At 72.7% G+C, this 22,491-nt stretch carries 18 protein-coding genes and 2 pseudogenes; 1 reads left to right on the forward strand and 19 read right to left on the reverse strand.

Annotation, left to right across the window (positions count from 1 at the left end; genetic code table 11):
• Window positions 1-3: 3 nt before the first annotated feature.
• The 6 genes and pseudogenes from RIU97_RS08370 to RIU97_RS08395 form a co-directional block, all read right to left on the reverse strand.
• A complete protein-coding gene (locus RIU97_RS08370) occupies window positions 4-363 on the reverse strand; it encodes a hypothetical protein (protein ID WP_404954740.1) in 360 nt (119 codons plus the stop codon).
• Between the two features lie 27 nt (window positions 364-390).
• The gene (locus RIU97_RS08375; protein WP_404954742.1) at window positions 391-2,079 is read right to left on the reverse strand and encodes a serine/threonine-protein kinase; all 1,689 of its coding nucleotides are present in this window, start codon (window positions 2,077-2,079) and stop codon (window positions 391-393) included.
• 216 nt (window positions 2,080-2,295) lie between these two features.
• Window positions 2,296-4,269 (reverse strand): annotated as a pseudogene (locus RIU97_RS08380) (collagenase).
• A 522-nt stretch (window positions 4,270-4,791) separates the two neighbouring features.
• Complete coding sequence (locus RIU97_RS08385; RefSeq protein ID WP_404954744.1) at window positions 4,792-4,995, reverse strand: hypothetical protein; 204 nt, start codon at window positions 4,993-4,995, stop codon at window positions 4,792-4,794.
• Window positions 4,996-5,003: 8 nt separating this feature from the next.
• Window positions 5,004-5,186 carry a hypothetical protein gene (locus RIU97_RS08390; protein WP_404954746.1) on the reverse strand — a complete coding sequence of 61 codons (183 nt, stop codon included), beginning with the start codon at window positions 5,184-5,186 and terminating at the stop codon, window positions 5,004-5,006.
• A gap of 24 nt (window positions 5,187-5,210) precedes the next feature.
• Window positions 5,211-9,869, reverse strand: coding sequence for a HEAT repeat domain-containing protein (locus tag RIU97_RS08395; protein ID WP_404954749.1), 4,659 nt, complete (start codon window positions 9,867-9,869; stop codon window positions 5,211-5,213).
• A 289-nt stretch (window positions 9,870-10,158) separates the two neighbouring features.
• Between RIU97_RS08395 and RIU97_RS08400 the strand changes: the two genes are divergently transcribed.
• Complete coding sequence (locus RIU97_RS08400; protein ID WP_327417293.1) at window positions 10,159-10,326, forward strand: hypothetical protein; 168 nt, start codon at window positions 10,159-10,161, stop codon at window positions 10,324-10,326.
• 255 nt (window positions 10,327-10,581) lie between these two features.
• Here the strand turns inward: RIU97_RS08400 and RIU97_RS08405 are convergent, their stop codons facing one another.
• The 13 genes and pseudogenes from RIU97_RS08405 to RIU97_RS08465 all read right to left on the reverse strand — a co-directional run bounded on the left by RIU97_RS08405 (window position 10,582) and on the right by RIU97_RS08465 (window position 22,446).
• Window positions 10,582-11,133 carry a S26 family signal peptidase gene (locus RIU97_RS08405; protein ID WP_404954752.1) on the reverse strand — a complete coding sequence of 184 codons (552 nt, stop codon included), beginning with the start codon at window positions 11,131-11,133 and terminating at the stop codon, window positions 10,582-10,584.
• On the reverse strand, window positions 11,130-13,091 hold the full coding sequence (locus RIU97_RS08410; protein WP_404954754.1) for an ABC transporter ATP-binding protein: 1,962 nt from the start codon (window positions 13,089-13,091) through the stop codon (window positions 11,130-11,132). The genes RIU97_RS08405 and RIU97_RS08410 overlap by 4 nt, the downstream gene beginning before the upstream one ends.
• A gap of 14 nt (window positions 13,092-13,105) precedes the next feature.
• Window positions 13,106-13,639 carry a TlpA family protein disulfide reductase gene (locus tag RIU97_RS08415; protein WP_404954756.1) on the reverse strand — a complete coding sequence of 178 codons (534 nt, stop codon included), beginning with the start codon at window positions 13,637-13,639 and terminating at the stop codon, window positions 13,106-13,108.
• A gap of 19 nt (window positions 13,640-13,658) precedes the next feature.
• Window positions 13,659-14,228 carry a MauE/DoxX family redox-associated membrane protein gene (locus tag RIU97_RS08420; protein WP_404954758.1) on the reverse strand — a complete coding sequence of 190 codons (570 nt, stop codon included), beginning with the start codon at window positions 14,226-14,228 and terminating at the stop codon, window positions 13,659-13,661.
• Between the two features lie 80 nt (window positions 14,229-14,308).
• A complete protein-coding gene (locus RIU97_RS08425) occupies window positions 14,309-14,515 on the reverse strand; it encodes a hypothetical protein (RefSeq protein WP_362809735.1) in 207 nt (68 codons plus the stop codon).
• 81 nt (window positions 14,516-14,596) lie between these two features.
• On the reverse strand, window positions 14,597-15,457 hold the full coding sequence (locus RIU97_RS08430; RefSeq protein WP_404954761.1) for a helix-turn-helix domain-containing protein: 861 nt from the start codon (window positions 15,455-15,457) through the stop codon (window positions 14,597-14,599).
• Between the two features lie 28 nt (window positions 15,458-15,485).
• Window positions 15,486-15,818: a hypothetical protein gene (locus tag RIU97_RS08435; protein ID WP_404954763.1), complete on the reverse strand. Its 333-nt coding sequence runs from the start codon at window positions 15,816-15,818 to the stop codon at window positions 15,486-15,488.
• Window positions 15,819-16,116: 298 nt separating this feature from the next.
• Window positions 16,117-17,178, reverse strand: a complete 1,062-nt coding sequence (gene hypE / locus RIU97_RS08440; RefSeq protein ID WP_404954765.1) for a hydrogenase expression/formation protein HypE — start codon at window positions 17,176-17,178, stop codon at window positions 16,117-16,119.
• Window positions 17,171-18,313: a hydrogenase formation protein HypD gene (gene hypD, locus RIU97_RS08445; RefSeq protein WP_404954767.1), complete on the reverse strand. Its 1,143-nt coding sequence runs from the start codon at window positions 18,311-18,313 to the stop codon at window positions 17,171-17,173. The genes hypE and hypD overlap by 8 nt, the downstream gene beginning before the upstream one ends.
• Window positions 18,310-18,660 carry a HypC/HybG/HupF family hydrogenase formation chaperone gene (locus RIU97_RS08450; RefSeq protein ID WP_404954769.1) on the reverse strand — a complete coding sequence of 117 codons (351 nt, stop codon included), beginning with the start codon at window positions 18,658-18,660 and terminating at the stop codon, window positions 18,310-18,312. The genes hypD and RIU97_RS08450 overlap by 4 nt, the downstream gene beginning before the upstream one ends.
• Entirely contained in the window at window positions 18,629-21,040 is a 2,412-nt protein-coding gene (hypF, locus tag RIU97_RS08455) for a carbamoyltransferase HypF (RefSeq protein WP_404954771.1), read from the reverse strand. Before hypF ends, RIU97_RS08450 begins: the two co-directional genes overlap by 32 nt.
• Window positions 21,041-21,246: 206 nt before the next feature.
• Window positions 21,247-22,047: pseudogene (gene hypB / locus RIU97_RS08460) on the reverse strand (hydrogenase nickel incorporation protein HypB); the annotation flags it as partial.
• Between the two features lie 3 nt (window positions 22,048-22,050).
• Window positions 22,051-22,446 (reverse strand): hydrogenase maturation nickel metallochaperone HypA, encoded by a 396-nt coding sequence (locus RIU97_RS08465; protein ID WP_376613204.1) that lies wholly within the window; start codon window positions 22,444-22,446, stop codon window positions 22,051-22,053.
• Window positions 22,447-22,491 lie beyond the last annotated feature (45 nt).

Raw genomic sequence — 22,491 nt, forward strand, 5'->3', positions numbered from 1 at the left:
CTCTCACGGCCACAGGTCGAGCGCGGCGTTCAGAGTGAGCTGCCACATCGGTTCGGCACCGGTGCCGAATGCCGCGGCGAGCCCGTACCCCACGGACCCGTCATACGGGTCCCGGGCACGCTCGGACTCGCCCGCCGCCTCCCAGTCGGCCGACACGCGCCCGTCGCCGCTCGATGTGAAGACGCCGAGCAGCCGCTCGTCCCGCAGCAGCCGGCTGGTGCCGAGGGAGTCCGGAACCAGCAGGTAGCGGCACTCCCGCGCACCGGAGAAAACCTCGACCCGGTAGCGCGGAGCCTCCCGTGCCGTAAACCGTTTTCGACAGCGCGCGCCTGCGGAGTGTAACGAAAACGGATGGCACAGCATCTGCTATGCCACCCGTTCATCACACCGCTAGCAGCGGGCCAGTGTGCCGCTCTCCCGGGTGAGGTGGGTGCTGGACATCCAGCCTTCGGTGTTCGTGCCCTCGGCGCGGGCGTAGATCCACTTGTTGCCATGGGCGTTGGTGACGTAGCAGTGGTAGTAGACCTTCACGCCGGTTTTGACCACGGACACGTAGCTGCACTCCGCGTACGGCCCGGTGTAGAGGTGGGAGTTGTCGCGCAGGTAGCCGTAGCCGTTGCTGCGGTTCTCGTGACTCCACCCGGTGCAGGCCGTCGATACCGGGGTGGGCTCCTTCACCGTGGAACCGGGCTTGGTCTCCGGAGAGGCGGACGGGCTCGCGGACGGCTTGGCACCGTTGTTGCCGGGCGTCGTCGTGGGACCCGTCTTGTTCGCCGAGGGAGACGGCTTCGAGGAGGCGCCCGGAGCAACGGAGGACGACGGGCCGCTGCCCGCCGGGGAACTGACGGCGGGCTGCGTCGCCTGCGCGCCGTGCGCGGTCGTGCCGCCCTCTTGGCCGGTCAGGGCGTAGGTGATTCCGCCGCCTGCGGCGAGGAGTACGACGGCGGCCGCTGATGCGATGAGGGTGTGGCTGCGGCCCCGTGCGCCACGGGCTGCGGTGCGGCTCGTTTCGGGAGTGGGGACTCCAGCGGGGCCCGCGACCGGCGCGCCGGGCTGTGGAAGCAGCGACGGGAGGTTGGGCTGCGGGTAGCCGGCATGCGGAGGCTGAGGCTGCGGGGTGGGCTGGGGGAACATCGGGGGGCCGAACCCGGGGGGCGGTACGACGGCGGCCGCAGCCCCGGGAACCACCGCGGGAGCGGGAGTCGGGCCCTCGGACGCCGTCCGGCCCGCGGCGACGCGCTCCAGCATGCCGCGCGCCTGGTCTGCGGTGGGCCGGTCATCCGGTTCCTTCGCCATCAGCGCCTGGAGCACCGGCGCGAGTGGTCCAGCCCGGCGGGGCTGCGGCAGTGGCTCGGTGACGATGGCCGACAACGTGGACCACGCGGAAGCGCGGCGGAACGGCGAAGTGCCCTCCACGGCCGCGTACAGCGTCATGCCGAGCGACCAGATGTCCGACGCGGGACCGGGCTCCCTGCCCTGCGCGCGCTCCGGTGGCAGGTAGTCGAGAGAGCCGATGATGTCACCGCTGCGGGTCAGCTTGGCCATGGCGTCGTCGTCGGAGGCTTCCATGGTGGCGATGCCGAAATCGGTGAGTACGACCCTCCCGCCGTGCTCCATCAGCACGTTGGCGGGCTTGACGTCCCGATGCAGTACGCCGACCCGGTGCGCGGCGTCGAGCGCTTCCATCAGCTTGGCGCCGATCGCCGCGGCCTCGTGCGGCTCCAGCGGGCCGCGCTCCGTCAACACCTCGTCGAGCGAGGGCCCGTCGACGAATTCCATGACGATGACCGGCAGCCCCTGCTCCTCGGTCACGTCGTGCACGGTGACCACGCCGCTGTGCCGGATACGGGCGGCGGCCTGCGCCTCCCGCTGCATCCGGGTCCGCAGATCGGCGAGTTCGGACGTGGAGGCGTCGGTGAAGGCGCGCAGGACCTTGACGGCGACCTCTCGGTTCAGCAGTTCGTCCACCGCCCGGGCGACCACTCCCATGCCGCCGCGCCCGACCACGGAGGTCACCCGGTAACGCCCCCCGAGTACCTTGCCTATCAGGTCTCCGTCATTCGCTTCCCCCGCCTTCACCGCACGCCCCGTTCCATCGCTTCCATCGCTGTTCGTCGTCCATCAACCGGCGGCCTCAAGGGTAGGGGCAGGAGCGTGGGGGGATCGCGGCGGCCGGACTGCAGATCGAGCGATCCACCCTGCCGCCGGCCGCCTCCGCCTGGTGCCCCGCGCACGGACGATGCGCGGGACACCAGGCTCTCCTGCCTCAGTTCTTGTCGGTGACCGGGGCCCCGGTCACCGGCCGCTCCGGGCCGGCAGTTGGCCGCAGTCGCCGCCGGCGCACCTGCTCAGCCAGTCGGCGAAGTCGGCGTCGTACTTGGTGCCGATGGTGTCGCGGAGCAGGCTGCGGGCCGCCTCGTACTCGCCTGCGCGGTAGTGGCCGAGCAGGGTTGCCACGTCCGCGGGGTGCGACTGGAGCATGTAACGGACGCCCAGATAGCCCCACTGGTAGATGCGGGTGGTGTCGGCGTTGTCGTAGGTGGTCCCGAAGAGCTGGCTGAGCTTGTAGGTGTTCTTGCCCGCCTCCTCGATCGCCCTGTCGTAGGTGATGCCGCGGTACGAGTAGGAGACCTACTCGGCGAAACCCTCGACCCACATCACGGTCGGGGTGGTCTGCCCGGCTGCGAAGTCGCCGTACATGTCGTGGCGGCCGTCGAGGTAGTGGGTGTACTCGTGGTTGAGGTTCCAGATCTGGAAGGCGCCGTCCTGGGCCGGCTGCTCGTAGGCGATGAAGCGCGGCTGATTGCCCTCAGCGGCCGGGTCGCCCTCCAGGTACATGCCGCCGTTGTTGGTGTCGATGCCGAAGACGACACCGGCGTAGGTCTTGTAGTCGGTACTGGAGTTGAAGGCGACGATCTCGATGCTGGTGTTGTTGTCGTCCTTGACCGGGCCGTTGTCCTTGACGATGTCGTGGAAGACCGGGTCCTGCTCGAGGACGCTGTCGCACGTGGCCGAGAGTTCGGACGCGGTCAGCTCCTGTGCGAGGACCTTCGCGCTCGGACCGCATGCGTGCTCGACCGTCAGCACGGCGTCGCGCACGCGGTTCTGCAGGTCACAGGTGTCGTACTCGGCGCAGTTCTCCTTGTCGAACTCATCCGTCATCTCGGCGAGGCCGACCCAGAGCGGGGCGGTGCGTCCGGTGATCTCGCTGCGGCCGAGCAGCTCCTTGACCAGCGGCTTGACGGTGTCCTTGAGGTCGGCGTGCCGCAGGAAGCGGCCGAGTTCGCGTCCGGCGTTGCTGGCCAGGTAGGACTTGTCGGTGCCGAGGAGATCGTCGTGGGCGACGGCGAAGTCACGCAGTCCGGTGAGTACGCTCGGGTCCGCCTTCACGGCTTCCACGAACTCCGGCAGCTGGTGGCCGCGGAAGAGCACGGTGTAGGTGTTGTTGACCGCCGCGAGCATCCCGTAGAACGGGTCGTACGACGAGTCGTAGTCCTTCTGCAGACGCTTGACCACGTCGAGGTGGCGGGCGTTCTCTCCGGAGCTGTCGATCAGGGTGACCGTCTCGCCCAGGGTTTCTCCGTTGGCCTCGGTGACGTCGAAGGCGTGGGACGAGCCGAAGAAGGCATCCAGGGCGCCCTGAATGGCGCTCTTCAGCGTCGGGCCGTATTCACCGACGTTCTCCGGCTGGTTGTACTGGATGTAGTAGCCGGCGCGCAGGTACAGCACCACCTGGGTGGTGAAAGTGCTGTTGTCCCCCGGGTAGTTGGTCGCGACGTCCTTGAGTGCGTTCGCCACCGTGACCATCTGTTCCTCGCGGAAGAGGGCCTTGGAGTCTTCACCGGTCACGCCGAACAGGGTGTTGATGCAGGTGGTTTCCGACTTCTTGATCTGCTCGACCAGGGCAGCGCCGGTCTTCGAGGTGAAGTCGCTGACGTTGCAGTCCGCCGCGGCCTTCGCCGCAGAGCGGGTCTGCTTGCGCTCCGCGGCGTTCTGGGCCGCGGGGAGCGGAGGGCGTTGCACGGGGTTCGAGGCCTTCATGGCCGATCGCGCGGGGTCGGCGGCGTGTCCGGGTGCGAGATCGGCGGCAAGCACGGTGGCGGAGGCGGGCTGTGGGGCGGGGGCCGACCTCGGTGCGGACTTGGGTGTCCCAGCGCCGGCCGGGGTCGCCGCGCCATTGGGGGCGAGCACGGCGAGCCCCAGGCCGGCGACGGCCACGGTGGGTATCAGCAGTTGGGTGAGTTTGCGGAGGGTGGGGGGTTTGCGCATGGCGATGGCCTCCAGGCCGGTCGGCAGCCGTGCGTGGGGCACGGCGGTGGGGGGTGCGGACCGTGATGGCTACGGAAGTTGAGCACTCCCGGAGCTGGCATAGCCGCGGAAAGTGTGACCGTACAATTTCACAGTTCACATGGCAGTGAAAGAGGGTTGCAGCATCAGGACAAAGTGATGGGACATCAGAGATTGTTCTTGTCAGGGAACTTGAGCGTGCGGTCGGCTTCGGCCATCTCCAGGTCGGCAGGGTCGAGCAGTACCGCCGTGAGGCCCGGGACCACCACGACTCCGGGCCCACCGACCCCTGGAACGCGAAGTGGCGTGCCCCGTCAGGCACGTTGGCGAAGGGCCCCACCGTTTGCGGTGGGGCCCTTCGACATTCTCCGTTTCGGCCGGCCGGCTGCCCGTCCGCTGTCGCCGTGACGGGTTCTTCCGCTGCCGACGGCAGGCCACGCAGCCGGCTCACCGGGGACAGGACGAGCGCGATCAGCACGGCGGCGGAGCCGATCGCCGGCACGGTCAATGCCCCCGGGCGCCGATCCGGCCGGACAGCAGGCCCGCGAACAGGCCGCCGAGTGCGCCGCCGCCGAACAGCAGGGTGCGGAGGGCCGCCGTCATCCGGCCCGTCATCGACTGCGGGGTACTGGCCTGGCGCAGGCTGACGACGATGACGCCGGCGACGCCGAGTCCGAGGTAGGTGGTGAAGCAGGAGAGGACGGACATCCCCACCATCACCGGCCGGGGGCCGGTGGCCGGTGGCCGATGGCCGGTGGCCGGTGGCCGGTGGCCAGGACGATCAGCGTCGGCCCGATGAGGAGGGCCGACTGGGCGACGAGATGGACAAGGCCCAGCCGCAAGCGCCGGATGACCGTGCGGGAGACCGCCGCGCCGAGGTACCGGGCGCCGGTGGACACCGCTGACCGCGCGCCGGCCGCACCCTACTCGGCCTCGGTGGCCGTGATCTGGTCGAGGACCTCTGTGTAGAGGGGGCGTTTGTCGGGGCGGGTATGGGTGGCGGCGTGTTTGAGGGCGGGGATCGCCGGTCTGCCCATGGTGATGAGGGCCTCGGTCGCGGTTTTGCGGACGGTGGGGTGGGGGTGCTCCAGCATCGCGGTGACCGCGGGGACGGCGGGTGGCCAGCCGGCGTGGCAGAGGGTGCGGATCGCCGTCCGTACGAGGTCCGGCTGGGGGTCGGACAGCAAGAGCGACGTGTGGTGCAGGTAGGTCTGACGGTCCAGCAGGACCCGCGAGGTGCGGTGGGCGTGCAGGCGGATCCTGGGCTTGGGGTGGTGCAGCAACTCGGCGATCAGGTCGCGCAGGTCGGGGTCCTGGTCCGCGGTCGGGCCGGTGTGTCCTTCGGTGAGTTGCCTCAGTGTCTGGTGGATGCGCGCCGGGTCGCCGGTGCGGGCCACGGTCAACAGCTCCTGGCGGGACGGGGGTCGTGAGGTGCCCGGCGGGGCGGGCGGGGTGCGGTCGCGGAGTGCTGCCAGGGCGGCGGCGTCCTGCTCCGCGGAGTCCGGGCGGCGCAGCGGACCATCCACGAGGAGCAGTCCGTCCGCGAGGTCGTCGCGTCCTTCGGCGCGCAGCCGCCGGCAGGTCCGTATCAGTGCCGGGGTGCGCAGCAGGGAACGGCCGCGGAGCAGGTCGAGGAACCCCCAGGCGCCGGCCTCGAGGCGGTCGGCGAGGTGGTCCGCCAGCGCGTCGGCGGGGTACCGGAGCAGCGCCCGGCCTGCTGCGGAGCTGCTGGACGGCGGGTCGTGTTCCCACCATCCCAGCAGCAGCGGGACCAGGGGTTCCAGCTCCCACGGTTCGAGCCGGCCTGCCGCGAGCGCGACCCTGTCGTGCAGGATGCCGTCCGCGCGGAGTCCGGCCTCGCCGATGGCGCTCAGGCTGCGGGCGAGGCCGGCACCGACGGGTACGTCGATGCGGCCGCGCAGGAACGCTCGGAGCACGGGAACCGCGGCCTCGGGCTCGGGCCACGCGAGGAGCGCCAGGGCGGCGGCGTGCCGGCGGTCCGGGGCGGACGCCCGCAGCATGGCCAGCAGGCGCTCCCGCAGTGCGGTCGAGCGGGGCTGGTCGAGGTCGTCGACGTGCACGGTCCGCGGCCGCGGCGCCGCCGCGCGGGCGGTCTCGGCGAGGGTCCAGGGGGGTACGTCGAGGGGCTGGACGTCCGTCATCCAGTCGATGAGGGCGGCGCGGACCTCGGGGCCGGCGGAGGCGTGGACATCGACCAGTGCGGTCAGGCAGCTCCTGGAGTCGTGTGGGAGGGGGTGCCTGCGGAATGCCCGTAGGGCACTCGGTGTGCGTGCTGCGGCGTCCAGTGCCGTACGCCACCCCTCGGCCTCGGCCGGCGTGGAGGGCGGGGCGGCGAACGCGTCCCGCAGGACGGCGGTTTCGGCCTGCCGGGGGTTGGCGTCCAGTCGGGCCGAGGCGAGGGCCTGTTCGAGGTCGGCGCGGACGAGCACCGCGTCGAGGCTGCGGAGCAGCTGCAGTGTGGACCGGTTTCCCGCGGGTACGGGGGGCAGCGCGCGCACCGCTTCGGCGGCGGTCGACTTCTCCACCGGCGGCAGGGTCGGTGCGACGGCTTCGAGTACGGCGATGAGGGCGGGGCGGTCTTCGGTCGCGGCCTCGGCGAGGGCGTCGAGGAGGAGCGTGGTGGACCGGGAGAAGGCCGTCAGTTCCTCGGTCGTCCACGGTGCGGGGCAGAGGCGGAGCGTGAGCCGCAGGACGCGGCCCCGGGCGGTGGGGTCGGAGCCGGCCAGGCGGAGCCAGTCCGCCAGCATGGGCCGTAGGGCCCTCAGCCGGGTGGGGTGCGGCAGCTCGTGCCGGCCGGCGATGCGCAGGGCGACCGTCGGGTTCCAGGCCCCGGCCGTCAGTGAGCCGATGTCGGGGTCCGCTCCGGTCCAGTCCGCCGACCGCGGCGCGGCGGGCGTGGTGATCCCGTGCCGGGCCATGGCCGTCGACAGGTCTTCGGCCGTCCCGGAAGCGAGGCCGACCCGGCCGCTCGCCACCAGGGCGAGCAGGGCCGGCGCGACCCGTGATGCCTGCTCGTCGAGGGCGAGGACCGAGCGGGCCGGCAGGGTGCGGTCGAGGCCCTGCAGCAGCAGTTCGCAAGTGCGGGCGTCTTCGCCGTGTTCGGCGGCGGCGAGGACGGTCGCCAGGTACGCACCGCCGAGGATGGCCCGCAGCGCCTCGACGAGCCCGGCGCGCAGGCCCGGGTTGTCGTGACGGCCGAGCCAGAGGAGCAGTGCCGGTACCGCCGTGGGCGTGCCCGCGTGGACGAGTACTTCGGCGGCGGTCTTCTTGATGTTCATGTTCGGATGGCCGAGGCAGGCGGCGATCGCGGTGGAGGCCCAGCGGGCGCGCGCGTGACCGAGGGCGAGGAGCGCCTGCCGAACGGTCTGGATGTCCTGGGCGGCGGTCAGCGCGATCAGGGTCGCCGACAACGCCTGCGCGTCGTCCCCCGTGGCGTCGCGTGCGAGCAGCGCGATCACGTGCTTGCGCACGTGCCGGTCGCGGTGCCGCAGCAGGCGGTGCGTCCGTGCGCGGGTGCGGGGAGAGGGGGCTCGGAGCAGGAGTTCGAGCAGGATCGCCTGCTCGCCGTTCGACAGTCCGGACCGGTCCAGCAGATCCAGCGCCATGGACGCGACGAGTGCGTGTCCGGCCTCTTGTGCGGTTGCCGCGTCGAGCAGGCAGGAGGGTCTGATCCGTCGCCGCTCGTGGAGACGGCGGCCCAGACCGTGTACGGCGTCCAGGATCTCCTGGGGCACCACGGGCTCCCCGGCCTGCCGTCCGTTCGCGGGCTGCGGGGGGACCGCGCCCGGCTCCGAGGACGCCGCCAGCTCGGCCACGACGCGCAGGAGCAGGTCCGCGATGGCCGGCAGTGTGCCGGCGCTGCCGTGGGTGGCCAGTCTGCGCAGGGCCGCCACCGGCTCGTCCGGGTCCAGATGGGAACCGAGGAGGGCCAGTTCCCGCTCGTCCGGGCCCCCGAGATCCGCCGCGATGGGAGCCGGCAGATCGGAGGGATCGAGTCGGACGAGGAGGGCACGCCGCTGTGACGGATCGTCGGTCAGATGCCACAGCACCTCCAGCGCGCGGTTCCGCACCGCGCGGAGATGCGGCGCGATCAGGCCCGCGCCCTCCTCCGCGGCGAGGCCGAGCCCTTCCCTCAGCACGGTCACCGTCCGGTGCCCGCCGATGGCCTCCAGAGCCTCCAGGGCCGCTGCGGGCGCCGATGACAGGAGGGCGATCACGGCTTCCTCGGCCGGCGCATGGCGCAACGCACGGATCGCGTCGAGGAACGGCCCCGGGACGGGAACCGAGGGCAGCAGCCGCGTGATCGCGTCCCCGATCGGAAGCTCCCCCGCCCCCTGTCCGGCCAGGGCGACCAGCAGCGCGAGCCGCCGCGGCCAGCTCGGATCACCGGCGGCAGCGGCGTCGGAGTCGGAGTCGGAGTCGGAGTCGGAGTCGGAGTCGGAGTCGGAGTCGGCAGCAGAGTCCACCAGCTCACGGAACATCACCTGCCGGCAGGTGAACAGGATGGTCGCGACCTCGTGCGGCGCGATCGTGTGATCGGCCAGCGCCAGGCCGATGATGGACGGGACGTGCGTACCGTCCGGGAAGTGCCCGCGCCGGTGGAGCCCCCGCAGGCACGTCACCGCCGGCCCGCCGAACAGCAGCGGGTCTCGTGCGGCGACGGCCGTCAACGCGCCGATGTCACCACGGTCCGCCAGGTCTCCGAGCAGTTCCATCCCCCGCCGGCGAAGACCCGGCGGCAGATCCGGGTCGTCGACGACCTGCCGCAGCAGACCACCGTGCCCGTGCCGGGCCGCGGCCGTGAGTGCGGCATCGGCCGCCTCGGGGCGTGCGGTCACGGACTCGGCGGTGAGAAAGGGAGACAGGCGTTCCGGCCGCAGGGGATCCAACGCCGTCCACGGTTCGGCCAGTTCACCCAGAGCGGCGGCGACCACGTCCGCGCTGCCGGCACCGAGCAGGCTCGTCAGGTGTGCGCGAACCAGTGCGGGGGCCAGCAGACCGGCGTGCAGCCCCTGCCGTGCCAGCCGCAGGGCCGCGGCCTGCAACACCGGGTCGCCGCTGCCCACCAGCTCGTCGACGAGCCGCTCGGGCCGGTGCGCACAGGTGACGGGCGTCTCCTCCACGGCCTGGTACAGCAGTTCGCCCGGAGGCTCCTTCCGGATCACCGTCGGCTCGTTCAGGAGCTCGGCGCGCAGCCAGGCGATCCGTACGCGGACGGGCAGCTCGGCCGTACGCCACGACGGCCAGCGGAGTCCCGGTAGGTACGGCGCCAGTCGTTCGTAGAGCCGCGCCAGGACGAGCACCGTTTCCGGCGGTCCCTCCACCGACGCCGGCAGCAGCCCCGCGAGCTCGGCCATCTCCGGCTCGTCGCCCGTCCGGCCCGACGCGACGCGCTCGGTCAGTTGGACCAACCCCAGGTACCGCAGGCGGGGATCCTCGTGCCGGATGAGACGTCCGAAGACGGCCGGCGGGCAGAGCCGCGCGTCGAGACGGCCGGCCGGCCAGGCGACGTCCGCTCGGCGCACCGCATCGTCGAAGGGCCTGTCCGTGGGCGTCGTCATCGTCGGATGCTAACCGGGACGTTCCCGGCGCCACCAGCAGGATTCGCCCGACGTGTGCCGCACCGCGCCGAGACGGTCCCCGGAGGAGCGGGCGGGGACGGGTCTCGCCTCCGCGGTCCTCAGGACATCCGGCGTCTGACTGGGTACGCTCAACTCCAACCGCTGGTTGCGTAGTTGTCGATCGGACGTGAGGGGTTGCGGAGGGCCCGAACCAGGAGGGCGCCGCAGAGGCGAGGGGGACCCGGGGGGCCTCCCCGGTCCGCGCATCACCCTCTTCGAAAGGCGCTCTATGGAACTGGCAGGTTGGGTGACTGTTGCCGTGACCTCGGTAGCGGGAGGTGTCGCCGTCGTGGGGCATCTCTTCGACCAGGTACCGGCGCTGTCCCAGAAGATGATCACGGCGATTCGTTCTGTTCGCGCGGTGCGCGATGAAGTCAAGCGGAGCGGCGCCAAGTGATCGCACGGCCGCGCCGGGCCGCCCCCCTCAGCCCGGCGCGGCCGTGGTCTTCGAACGTCAGGCGCGGGCGCCGGTGCGCACCGCGGAGATCGCCACCGTGGCGTAGTCCATCGTGAAGCTGCCGCCCATCCGCGGGCTCGGCCCCCTGGACCGCCGCGTCGGCCTCGCCGAGGGTGGACCCGACGGCAGAGGGCGAGGCCGAGCGTGGTGTCGCGGCCGGGGCCGGCCGGGGCCGGCCGGCGGGCGCAGGCGGGGTCAGGGACGGCGCCAGAGGTCCCGAAGGAGCCGGCCCAGGACGGCCGAGGCCGGGAAGTAGCCCAACTGCCTTGAATCCAGGCTCTGTTCGGGGTTGTCGCCGATGAGCACGAGCCTGCCGGAGGGCACGCGCGGTTCCGGTACGCCGGCCAGGGCCGGAGCGAGGTCCCTCGGCACGGGGTCGCCGGGCACGGCGAGCACCCGCTTGATCAAGTGGGCGCCTTCCTCCCGCGGGTTGGCGACCACGACCACCCGGCCCCGGCGGGCCCCGGTTCCGCGGACCACCAGGACGCGGTCCCGCTCGTGGTAGGTGGGCTCCATGCTGCGGCCCCGTACCGTCACCAGGACCAGCCGGCGCCCCGGCAGTGCGGCGAGGGCCCCCGCGAGCCGTGCGAGCCGGGACCCGTGCGCTTCGGGCGGGCGCGGGGAGGGCCAGGACACCGCGAGGGCGTCGAGCTCCTCCCGGCTCGGCATCACCCCGGCCGCCGGATCGTAGGAGGGGCCCCGCCCGGAGCCGGGGCGGGACGCGGCGCGCGCCGGACGGTGCCTCACCGCGGGACCGCCGCGTGAGGGACGGCCGCGTGAGGGACGGCTGCGTGAGGGACGGCTGCGTGAGGGACGGCCGCATCAGCTCCGGCCGCGTCGGGAACCACCGCGTCAGGGACGGCCGGGGCCGGGTCCTCGGGCCCGTCCCGGTAGTCCTTGGCCTGCAGGCGGAACAGGTCGGCGTACGTTCCGCCCGCCGCCAGCAGTTCCTCGTGGCCGCCCTGCTCGACGATCCTTCCGTTCTGGAGCACCACGATGACGTCCGCCTCCCGCACCGTGCCGAGCCGGTGGGAGATCAGCACGCTGGTCCGCCCGGCGCGGAAGCTCCGCAGGGAGGCGTGGATCTCGTGCTCGGCCTCGGCGTCGAGGCCGGAGGAGGGTTCGTCGAGGATCATCAGTTCCCGGTCGTGCCGCATCAGGGCACGGGCCAGGGCGACCCGCTGGTGCTGCCCCCCGGACAGGAGGACGCCCACGGACGGGTCGGATGCGTCCGGTGCCGTCATGAACTTCCTCGACAGCAGGGTGTCGTACCCCTGGGGCAGCGAGGCCAGCACCCCGTCGATCCCGGCGCGGCGGGCCGCCTCCTGGATGCGCGGGCGATCGGCCACTGCGTCCAGGTCGCCCAGCCCGATGTTCTCGGCCGCGGTGAGGTCGTAGTGCATGGAGTCCTGGAAGACCGCGCCGATCCGGGACCGCAGCTCGGCCGGGTCGATCTCCCGGATGTCGACCCCGTCCCACAGGACCGCGCCCCGCGTGGGGTCGTAGAGCCGGCACAGCAGTTTCACGAAGGTGGACTTGCCCGCGCCGTTCAGGCCGATCAGCGCCAGGGCCCGGCCGTGCGGGATGAAGACGTTCACGCCCCGCAGTACCCACGGCAGTTGATCCGCATACCGGAACCACACGTCCCGGAACTCGATCCCGAGCCGCATCGAGGGCAGCGGCCTGGGCCGGTCGGCCACGGGGAGGTCCGATCCGAGGGCGGTGACGGTCCGGTAGCGCTGGAAGAGGAGCAGGGCCTCGGCCGTCGACGCCATCTGTGTGGCCAGCGCGCCGAGCGCGCTCTGCACGGCGGTGACGGCGGCGACGAACAGGGCGATCCCGCCGACCGTCATGCCGCCGTCGCGCGCGGCGCCCACCGCCCACAGCAGGCCGCCGCCGGACACGGCCGCGGCCAGTCCCTCCAGGCAGAACTGCACGGACAGTTCCTTGCGGTCCATCCGCTTGCGGGCCGCGTTGTTGGCCAGGCGCTCACGGCGCATCGACGTCCTGAAGAACCCGCCGAGCCCGAAGAGCCGTACCTCCTTCGCCCCCTCGACCGTGCTCAGGAGCTGGTTGTAGAAGAACTCCTTGCGTTCGACGGGGCTCACGTCCATGACCAGCTGGGCACGGCGTCGCGAGAGCAGCCATTCCGCGATCACCGCGGGGACGGCGGCCGCCAGGACGACGAGGGCCATGACCGGGCTGAGCGCGAACAGGGACGCCGCGAATCCGAGGACGGGGAGCACCTGGCCGGCGATGTCCAGTCCCCCGCTGACGATCTGGACCGGTGCGCTCCGGCTCGCCGTCTGGGCGAGCCTCAGTTCGTCGAGGAAGCGGGGATCCTCGAACCGGCTGATGCCGATGGACCGGTCGACGGCGGCGAACAGCCGGTCCATGGCGACCACGCCGGTCCTGCGGTCCAGTTCGGCGTGCAGGAACTGCGACACCAGGGGGGTGACCGCCGTCGCGACACCGACGACGGCGAGGGCGGTCGCAAGTCCCACCAGGCCGGACAGTTCGGCGCCGCGGACGAGGTCGTCGATCAGCGTCTTCATGAGCCATGCGGTGGCCAGCGGGAACGCGCCCCGGCAGAGGGTGACCACGGCGAAGGCCGACAGGTGCCAGGGGGCCGTCCTCCCCACGAGCAGCAGGGCCGCGGCCGCGAGGCGGACGGTCCGCAGGAGTCCGGACGGTGCGGCGCGCATGCGATCGCCCCTGGTCATACCGCTGTCGCGGCGGGCATGGCCAGTACCCGGTCGGAGGTCACCACGGTCCGGCCGCCGGCGGTGCCGATCCGGAGCACGGTCGGCGTGCCGGAGGTGCGGAAGGCCGTTCCGACGGGGCCCAGGGGCTCCTCCACGACGACGTGCGCGAGGGGGCTGAGCAGTGCCACGAGGTCCTGGGAAGCCTCCGCGGTGCCGATCACGACGGCTATCCGGCGGTCCCGGCCGTGCTCGTCGGCTTCGGCGAGCCGGATGAAATCGGGGAGCACCGCCTTGCAGGGCTGGCAGTCGGGGGCGAAGAACGCGACGACGCTGTCGTCGGCCAGGCAGGCGCGGTCCAGCGGCCGGCCGTCGACGGTGACGGCCTGGAAGTCCGCGACCTCGTCTCCCGTACGGATTCCGGCCTGCTGCCGGATGGGGGCGAGGATCTCGGTGTGCTCGCGCAGCCGTTTGACCACGCCGACGGTCAGCAGCAGGTTCAGCAGACAGAGCGCTGAGAGCAGCACGACGGCGGCTGTCAGGACATACATCGGGACTCCTGGGGTTCGGTCATGGGGCGAAGGGGCGTACGGGCGCCCGGGACGTGCCGACGTCCGGTAGGGGCCGGAAGAGCGCGGTGATCTCGTCGAGGGCCGTGGTCACCAGGCCGGCGGCCAGGCCCGCGAGCGCCGCCACCAGCACGTGGCCCGCGCCGGCCGGGCCGCGCGCCGCGGGCGCCAGCAGGCAGCCGACGGCGGTGGCCGCGAGCAGGACGTTGCGTACGACGTGCCGCGTGCCGACGGGCGTGACGGAGAGCCCGAAACAGTTGCACGCCACGGGAGAGCGCCGGCGCAGGGTCCGCGCGATCCCGAACGTGAAGGCGGCGAGCAGCAGCGCCGCGAGGAGCAGCCCCAGCCGGCCGGCCGTCCGCGTCGGCACCGCCAGGAGCGTCCAGGTCGCGAACTCCGCGGTCAGGACGGCCCGGGCGGCCGGTTCGTCCAGGGCCGGGGGTCCTACGCGCATGTGGGCCAAGGACCGTACGAACCCCCGGTACGCCGCACGGTTGCGCGCCTTGCTGAGGGACGAGACCAGGAAGACCGTGCCGATGAGGCTGCGCGCGGCGATCTCGAACGAGGACATCGGCTTTCCCTTCGGCGGTGGGCCCCGCTACCGGTTCGTTCCGGCAGCGGGGCGGTGTTTCACCCGTGGGTGCTCCGGGGTCAGCCGCAGATGCCGCGCGTGAACTTGGCGCCGTTCCAGTACGCCTCGCAGGGGGCGTTGTAGCCGAAGTGGCCCCACGGGCCGTTGTTGCACTGCCAGCACTGGGCGTAGTGGTACCAGCCGGGCGCGGCGGCGGCGTCCGCGGTGACGGTGGGGACGACGCGCTCCAGCAGGGCGGCGCCCATGGCTTCGATCTTGGCGAACATGTCGGTCTCTTTTCTGTCGTGGTGTGTCCACCGCTCCGGTGTGGTGCCTGCGGTGACATGTCATGAGCATGTCGGAGGGGGTCAGCATGTCGTTGACTGCAGGAGCACGCTTGTTGACGGTTCTTGTACGCCGCGCAGGGGCGCGGCCGTGAGCCGGTACTCCTTCGGCGACATCCCGTAGGCGGCTCGGAAGGCACGGCTGAAGTGGGCGTTGCTGAGGAAGCCCCAGCGCGCGGCGATCGCGTGGACGGGGTGGGAGTCCAGGCGCGGGTCGGACAGATCGCGGCGGCAGCTCTCCAGGCGCCGTTCCCTGATCCATGCCGCGACGGTCAGCCCCTCCTCCTGGAAGAGTTTGTAGAGGTAGCTGACGGAGATCTGGTGGGCCGCCGCGACGGCCTGGGGCGAGAGGCGGGCGTCCCCCAGGTGCCGCTCGACGAAGCCCTGCACGCGGAGCATCAGCGAGCGCCGGCACGACTCGGCCGGTACGCAGGCCGCGGTGTCCAGCTCGTGCGCGAGCAGGGCCGTCAGCAGGTCGAGGAGGATGCCGCCCAGCCGGGCGGTGTCGGCCGGCCGGTAGTGCCGGGCATCCCTGACCAGGCGGACGAGGAAGTCCGTCAGGAGCGGGCCGATCCCCTCACGGCCGGACAGCCGCTCGCCCGCGAGGCGGTCCAGGCCGGCGGGAGGCAGGGGCAGAAGGGCCCCGGGGAAGTGGATCTGGACGAGCTCGGCGGGATCCCCGTGCCCCGTCACCACCGAGCGGAACGGCTTCGCGCCGTCGTAGAAGACCATCTCCCCGGCTCCGAGCACGCTCTCCCGGCCGGCACGGGTCAGCCGTGGCCGGCCGTGCAACGGGAGCGCCAGGTGGAACAGTTCGGGATCGGCCCTGCGGATCAGGTGCGGGGTGCGGAGCACCTGCAGCGAGCGGAAGGTCAGCGCGGGCACGTTCGTGACGTGCGCGGCGTCGTCCTCACTACGGATGGCCGTCTGTAACAGGATTCTCTCCTTCCCGGTGGATCCCCTCGAAGGGGACGGGGTCCGCTCGCCAGCCGGCCAGTACGGGCGCGCCGGTGAGGGCTCTGCGCATGATCCGGTCGCCGACCGAGTCGGCTTCCTCCGCGCCGGCGGCCAAGAGGAACAGCGCGATGTCCAGGCGCCCTTCGGCGGAGCGGGTGTAGACGTGCTCGAGCCGGTCGGCGGGGACCGCGACGGCCCAGATGACATCGGTGACGAGATGGCGGTCGACGAGCCGGACGGGATGGTCCGGCGGCGCCGACAGGAACAGCAGGGTCATGACGAGGTGCACGACCCCGGTCAGTCCCAGATCAGGCCGAAGAAGACGAAGAACACGGCATGCCTCGTTTCTGACGGTCGAGGGAGGGAGCGATCGGAGATCACTCGGACGCTGTGCAGGGAGGCGGGCCCGCCTTGTTCCTGGTGACGAGTCTTGCGACCGGCCGCGGCGCACGGAAGGGAGACCGGGTGACAGCAACCGCTCCGGAGCGGTTGGTGTCACGCGCGAAGCCCCTGGCGGAGACGGGGATTCTCGGTAGAGAACCCGTCCCACCAGGGGCTTCGTCGTACGGTGCGGACTCCGGCCGGAGCTAGCAGATGCGCGGCAGCTGCTCCCCGAGCGGCAGGTCGACCACGCGGGTGCCGCCGAGGGCGGTACGGGAGACGACCATGCCGGGGTGGGCGTCGACGGCCTCGCCGATCACCGTGGCGTGGCGGCCCAGAGGGTGGGCGCGCATGGCGTCGAGCACGGCGTCGGCGTGTTCGCGCGGGACGAAGGCGACCAGCTTGCCCTCGTTGGCCACGTAGAGCGGGTCGAGGCCGAGGATCGAGCAGGCGTTCGCGACGGCCGGCGGGACCGGGACACGGCTCTCGCTGATCACGACACCGGTGCCCGAGGCGGCCGCGATCTCGTTGAGCGCGGCCGCCAGCCCGCCGCGCGTGGGGTCGCGCAGGACGTGCAGGTCCGGGGTGACGGCGAGCATGCTCTGCACGAGGCCGCCCAGGGCCGCGCAGTCGCTCTCGATGTCCACGCCGAATTGCAGCCCCTCGCGGACGCTCATGATCGCCACCCCGTGGAGGCCGATTTCGCCGCTCACGATGACGACGTCGCCGGGCACCACGCGCTGCGGGCGCAGGTCCACCCCGTCGGGGATGATCCCGATGCCCGCGGTGTTGATGTAGACGCCGTCCCCGTGGCCCACTTCGACCACCTTGGTGTCGCCCGTGACCACCTCCACGCCCGCCGCCCGCGCGGCGGCGCCCATGGCCTCGGCCACACGGGCCACGGCGGACATCTCGACGCCCTCCTCGAGGATGTATCCGCAGGAGAGGTAGGCCGCCCGGGCCCCGCTCATGGCCAGGTCGTTCACCGTGCCGTTGACCGCGAGGTCGCCGATGGTGCCGCCGGGGAAGAAGAGCGGCCGCACCACGTACGAGTCGGTGGAGAAGGCCAGCCGGACTCCTCCGAGGGAGACGGCCGCGGAGTCCCCGAGCCGGGCCAGCGCCTCGCCTCCGAAGGCGGGGGCGAAGAGGTGCTGGACCAGTTCGGCGGAGAGTGCTCCCCCGCCGCCGTGGCCCATCACCACGCGGGGGTGGTCGCGCAGCGGGGCCGGGCAGGTCCAGCCCGTGATGTCGAGTGCGGTGTCAGACAACGGGGCTCGCCTCCAGCGGGGCGGTCGGGGCGGCGGGCACGGTCTTCAGTTCCAGCCGCCGGTAGAGGTAGTACGCGGCGCAGGCTCCCTCGCTGGACACCATGGTGGCGCCGAGCGGGCTGCGCGGGGTGCACAGCGTGCCGAAGGCCTCGCACTCGTGCGGTTTGAGGAGCCCCTGGAGCACCTCGCCGCTGCGGCACGCGGCCGGCTCGCGGGTGTCGATGCCGGTCACCGAGAAGCGGTGCTCGGCGTCGAACTCCCGGTAGCGCTCGGACAGTCGCCAGCCGCTGCCGGGGATGACGCCGATGCCGCGCCAGGCCCGGTCGGTGACTTCGAAGACGTCGTCCAGCATGGCGAGGGCGGCCGCGTTGCCCTCCGGGCGGACGGCCCGCGCGTACGCGTTGTCGACGGTGTGCTCGCCGCGTTCCAGCTGCCGCACCGCCCGCCGTACGCCCTCCAGGATGTCCAGCGGCTCGAATCCCGTCACCACGATCGGCACGCGGTGGCGCGCGGCCAGCTCGGGGTACTCGCCCACGCCCATCACGCTGCACACGTGTCCGGCGGCGAGGAAGCCCTGGACCCGGCAGCTCGGCGACTGCATGATCGCCTCGATCGCCGGGGGCACCCGGACGTGGGACACCAGCAGGCTGAAGTTGCGGATGCCCAGCTTCTTCGCCTGGTGGACCGTCATGGCGTTGGGCGGCGCGGTGGTCTCGAAGCCGATGCCGAAGAACACCACCTGCCGGTCCGGGTTCTCCTGGGCGATCCGCAGGGCGTCGAGCGGGGAGTAGACCACGCGTACGTCGCCCCCCTCGCTCCGCACCCGGAACAGGTCCCGGCCGGTCCCGGGCACCCGGAGCATGTCCCCGAACGAGCAGAAGATCACGTCGGAGCGGGAGGCGATCTCCAGCGCCTTGTCGATGACCTCCAGCGGGGTGACGCACACCGGACAGCCCGGACCGTGGATCAACTCCACTTGTTCCGGAAGCAGTTGGTCGATGCCGTGCCGGATGATGGTGTGGGTCTGGCCGCCGCAGACCTCCATCAGCGCCCAGGGGCGGGTCACGGTGGCGTGGATGTCGTCGAGCAGCCGGCGGGCGAGCTCGGGGTCCTGGAACTCGTCGATGTACTTCACGGCGCGACCTCCTCCTGCGGTGCGGCGGCGGCCGGTGCGGCGGCGGCCGGTTCGTCGGTGAAGGGCCAGGGTTCGCCGCCGGCTTCGGCGGCCTGTTCCCACGGATCGCCGAACTCCTCCTGGAGCATGCCGAGTTCCGCGAAGAGTTCGAGGGTCTGGCGCGCCGATTCCTCGTCGAGGCGCTGGAGGGCGAAGCCCACGTGGACGATGGCGTACTCGCCCACCTGGAGGTCCGGCAGGTACTCCAGGCACACCTCCTTCTGCACGCCGCCGAAGTCGACGGTAGCCATGCGGGTGCCGTCCTTCTCCCCGATGTCAAGCACTCTGCCGGGTACCGCCAGGCACATGGGCTTCTCCTTGCTGTGGGTGGTGCGCGGTGTCGGCGGCGGCCGCCACCACGAGCTGGCCGAGGGACAACCCGCCGTCGTTCGGGGGGACCCGGCCGTGACGCAGGACGGTGAAACCGCTCGCGCGCAGGGTCCGGGCACACGCGGACGACAGCAGGGTGTTGGCGAAGACCCCGCCGGTCAGGGCGACGGTCTCCAGGCCGTGCCGCTCGCGCGCGAGTTCGCAGAGCGTGCCGACGAGGGCGCCGACGGCCGCGTGGAAGCGTGCGGCGATCAGCCCCGGGGGTGTGCCCGCGCGTACGTCGGCCACCACCGCGGCCAGGACGGGCGCGGGATCGGCGGTGACCGGAGCGCCGGCCGGGCCGGGCGGGATCCGCAGGCCGAAGGCGTAGCCGGGGCCGGGCTCGCCCCCGCCGAGCGCCGCACCCTCCAGCTCGATGGCGGCCTGCGCCTCGTACCCGGCCTGGTGGCAGACGCCGGCCAGGGAGGAGACGGCGTCGAAGAGCCGGCCCATGCTGGAGGTCGGCACGCAGTTCAGGCCGCGTTCCAACTGACGTTCCAGAACGAGGAGTTCGTCGGGCGGGCAGGCGGCGGTGCAGGGCAGGTCCGGGCTCCATCCGATGCCCGCGGCCCGCAGGTGGGACAGTGCCATGCGGTACGGACGCTGTACGGCCGTGTCGCCGCCCGGCAGCGGGACGTACCCGAGGTGGGCGAAGCGGGTGTATCCGGCGTAGTCGGCGAGGAGGACCTCGCCGCCCCACACGGCCCCGTCGTCGCCGTAGCCGGTGCCGTCGAAGGCGATGCCGATGACCGGCCGGCCGCCGTCCAGGCCGTGCTCCGCCATGGCGGAGGCGATGTGCGCGTGGTGGTGCTGGACGCGCACGAGCGGCCGGGCGCCCGCGGCGCGGCGCGCCCAGCGGGTGGAGCGGTAGCCGGGGTGCCGGTCGGCGGCGAGGCGCAGGGGGCCGACGCCGGTGATGGACTCCAGCTGGCGCTCGGCGCGTTCGAAGGCGTACTGGGTGGCGAGGTCGTCCATGTCGCCGACGTGGGCGGACAGCCAGGCCCGGCGCCCTTCGCCGAGGCAGAAGGCGTTCTTCAGGTCCCCGCCCACGGCGAGGGTCGGGGGGACCGGCAGCGGCAGCGTCAGCGGGAGCGGGGCGTATCCGCGGGAGCGCCGCAGGGTCAGCGTCTCGCCGTCGCAGACCCGCACCACGGAGTCGTCGCAGGGCACGTGGATGGGGCGGTCGTGGGTGAGCCAGGCGTCGGCGAGGCCGGCGAGCCGGTCCAGGGCCTCGTCGTCGTCGGTGACGATGGGCTCGCCGGCGAGGTTCCCGCTGGTCATGACGAGCAGGCGGGGGCCCGGAGGATCGCCGGGCAGGCCGAGCAGCAGGTGGTGGACGGGGGTGTACGGGAGCATCACGCCGAGGTCGGGACAGCGCGGGGCCACCCCGTCAGCCAGGGCGCCCAGGGCGCCCGCTCCGGTCGTGCCGCCCGCGCGGCGGCGCAGCAGCACGATGGGCCGTACGCCTCCCTCCAGCAGCTTCCGCTCCTCGGGGCCGATGTGCGCGAACCGCTCGGCGTCGGAGAGGTCCCGGGCCATCAGGGCGAAGGGCTTGTCACCGCGGTTCTTGCGGCGGCGCAGCTCGGCCACGGCGCCGGGGTGGGTGGCGTCGCAGGCCAGGTGGTAGCCGCCCAATCCCTTCACGGCGAGGATCGCCCCGGCCGCCAGCAGCCGCCGGGCCTCGGCGACCGGGTCGGGGCCGTCCGGGCCGGCGCCGGCGCTCTCGCGGGGCGGCTGCCCCGTGAGCAGCCTGAGCCGGGGGCCGCAGGCCGGGCAGGCGACCGGCTGGGCGTGGAAGCGGCGGTCGGCGGGGTCGCCGTACTCGCGGGCGCAGTCGGGGCACATGGGGAAGCGGGCCATGGTGGTGTGGGTGCGGTCGTACGGCAGCCCGGTGACGATGGTGAACCGCGGCCCGCAGTGGGTGCAGGTGATGAAGGGGTGCCGGTGACGCCGGTCGGCGGGGTCCGCCAGTTCGGTGCGGCAGTCGGCGCAGGTGGCCACGTCCGGGGAGACCAGGGTGCGGGCGGGGCCGCCGGTCCGGGAGGCGATGATGGTGAATCCGGCGCCGCCCGAGACCGGGACCTCGCAGTGGTCGACGGCGTCCACGACGGCCAGCGGGGGCGCGTCCGCGGCGAGGTGCTCGCAGAACCGGTGCACCGCCGCGGGGGCGCCCTCGACCTCGGCGACGACGCCCTCGGGGGTGTTGGTGACGTGCCCGGCGAGGCCGAGCCCGGTCGCGCGGGTGTAGACGTAGGGCCGGAAGCCGACGCCCTGGACCACGCCGCGGACGGTGACCCGGCGGCGCTGCACGGCCTCCATCAGCGGGTCTGTGCGGCGGAACGCACGTGCGGGTGACCGTGGTGGTGGCCGTCCCCGTGATCGTCCCCATGACCGTGGCCGTGGCCGTGGCCATCGCCGTGGCCGTGGCCATCGCCGTGGCCGTGGCCATCGCCGTGGCCGTGGCCATCGCCGTGGCCGTGGCCGTGCACGTGCCCGTCCTCGTGGCCGTGCACGTGCCCGTCCTCGTGGCCGTGCACGTGCCCGTCCCCGTGGCCGTCCTCGTGGTCGTGGTCGTCCTCGTGGCCGTGGCCGTGGGCGTGCCCGTCTCCGTGGTCGTGGTCGTGGCCGTGCGACTGCTGCCGGCCGGCCATGACCGGAGTGTGCGCCGCGGCGCCCGCCCCCGCCGCCAGCGCCCGGTCGAGCAGGAGGCCCAGCCCCTCACCCGCGCGGGCCGAGGTGAGGACCACCTCCACACCGGGATTGACCTGCTCGACGTGGGCGCGGAAGGCGGCCTCGTCGAATTCGACGGCCCGCGCGATGTCGGTCTTGGTGACCACCACCAGCTGGGCCAGTCCGAAGGCGGTCGGATACTTCAGCGGCTTGTCCTCGCCCTCCGTCACCGACGCCAGGACGACGCGCAGCGATTCCCCGAGGTCGTACGAGGCCGGGCAGACCAGGTTGCCCACGTTCTCCACGAAGAGCAGCCGCGTGTCCTCGGGCAGCCAGCCGTCCAGGTGCCGGCCGAGCATCCCGGCCTCCAGGTGGCACAGCCCGTCGGTGAGCACCTGCTTGACCGGTACGCCCGAACGGGCCAGCCGCGTCGCGTCGTTCTCGGTGGCCAGGTCCGCGGTCAGCGCGGCCACGGCCACGCCCCGCTCACGGGCGAGGAGCAGTTCGCGCTCCAGCAGCGCCGTCTTGCCGCTGCCGGGGCTGGAGAGCAGATTGACCACCGCCGTTCCGCGGGCGGTGAGTTCGGCGCGCAGGACCTGGGCCGCCATGTCGTTCTTGGCGAGTACCGCCTGCCGCAGATCGACCACTCGGCACATGGTTCAGGCCTCCTCGGGAATCGGTTCGCGGGTACGGGCACCGGCGGGGCCGTCCTCCCAGCGCACGCTGAGGATCTCCAGCTCACGGCCCGACAGCAGTTCCACGTCCGTGGCCCTGCCGCATCCGGGGCAGCACAGTTCGGGGGGCATCCCCACGGCCCAGGTTCCGGGGCAGGAGGCGCAGCGGGCGCGGGCCGGCACGGACTCGGTGACGAGCTCGGCGCCGTCGAGGACCGTTCCGGCACAGGCCAGTTCGAAACAGAAGGCCAGCGCGTCGGGGACCACGCCCGCCAGCTCGCCGACCCGCAGCCGTACGGAGGTGACGGCGCGCGCGCCGCCCGCCCGGGCCGCCTCTTCCACCTGGCCCACTACGGCCATGGCGATGGACATTTCGTGCATGGGACTCCGTCCTGCCGGGGCTCATTACACCGGCGGGACGGGGTC

The sequence above is a fragment of the Streptomyces sp. 147326 genome (assembly GCF_045000215.1).
Classification (GTDB): domain Bacteria; phylum Actinomycetota; class Actinomycetes; order Streptomycetales; family Streptomycetaceae; genus Streptomyces.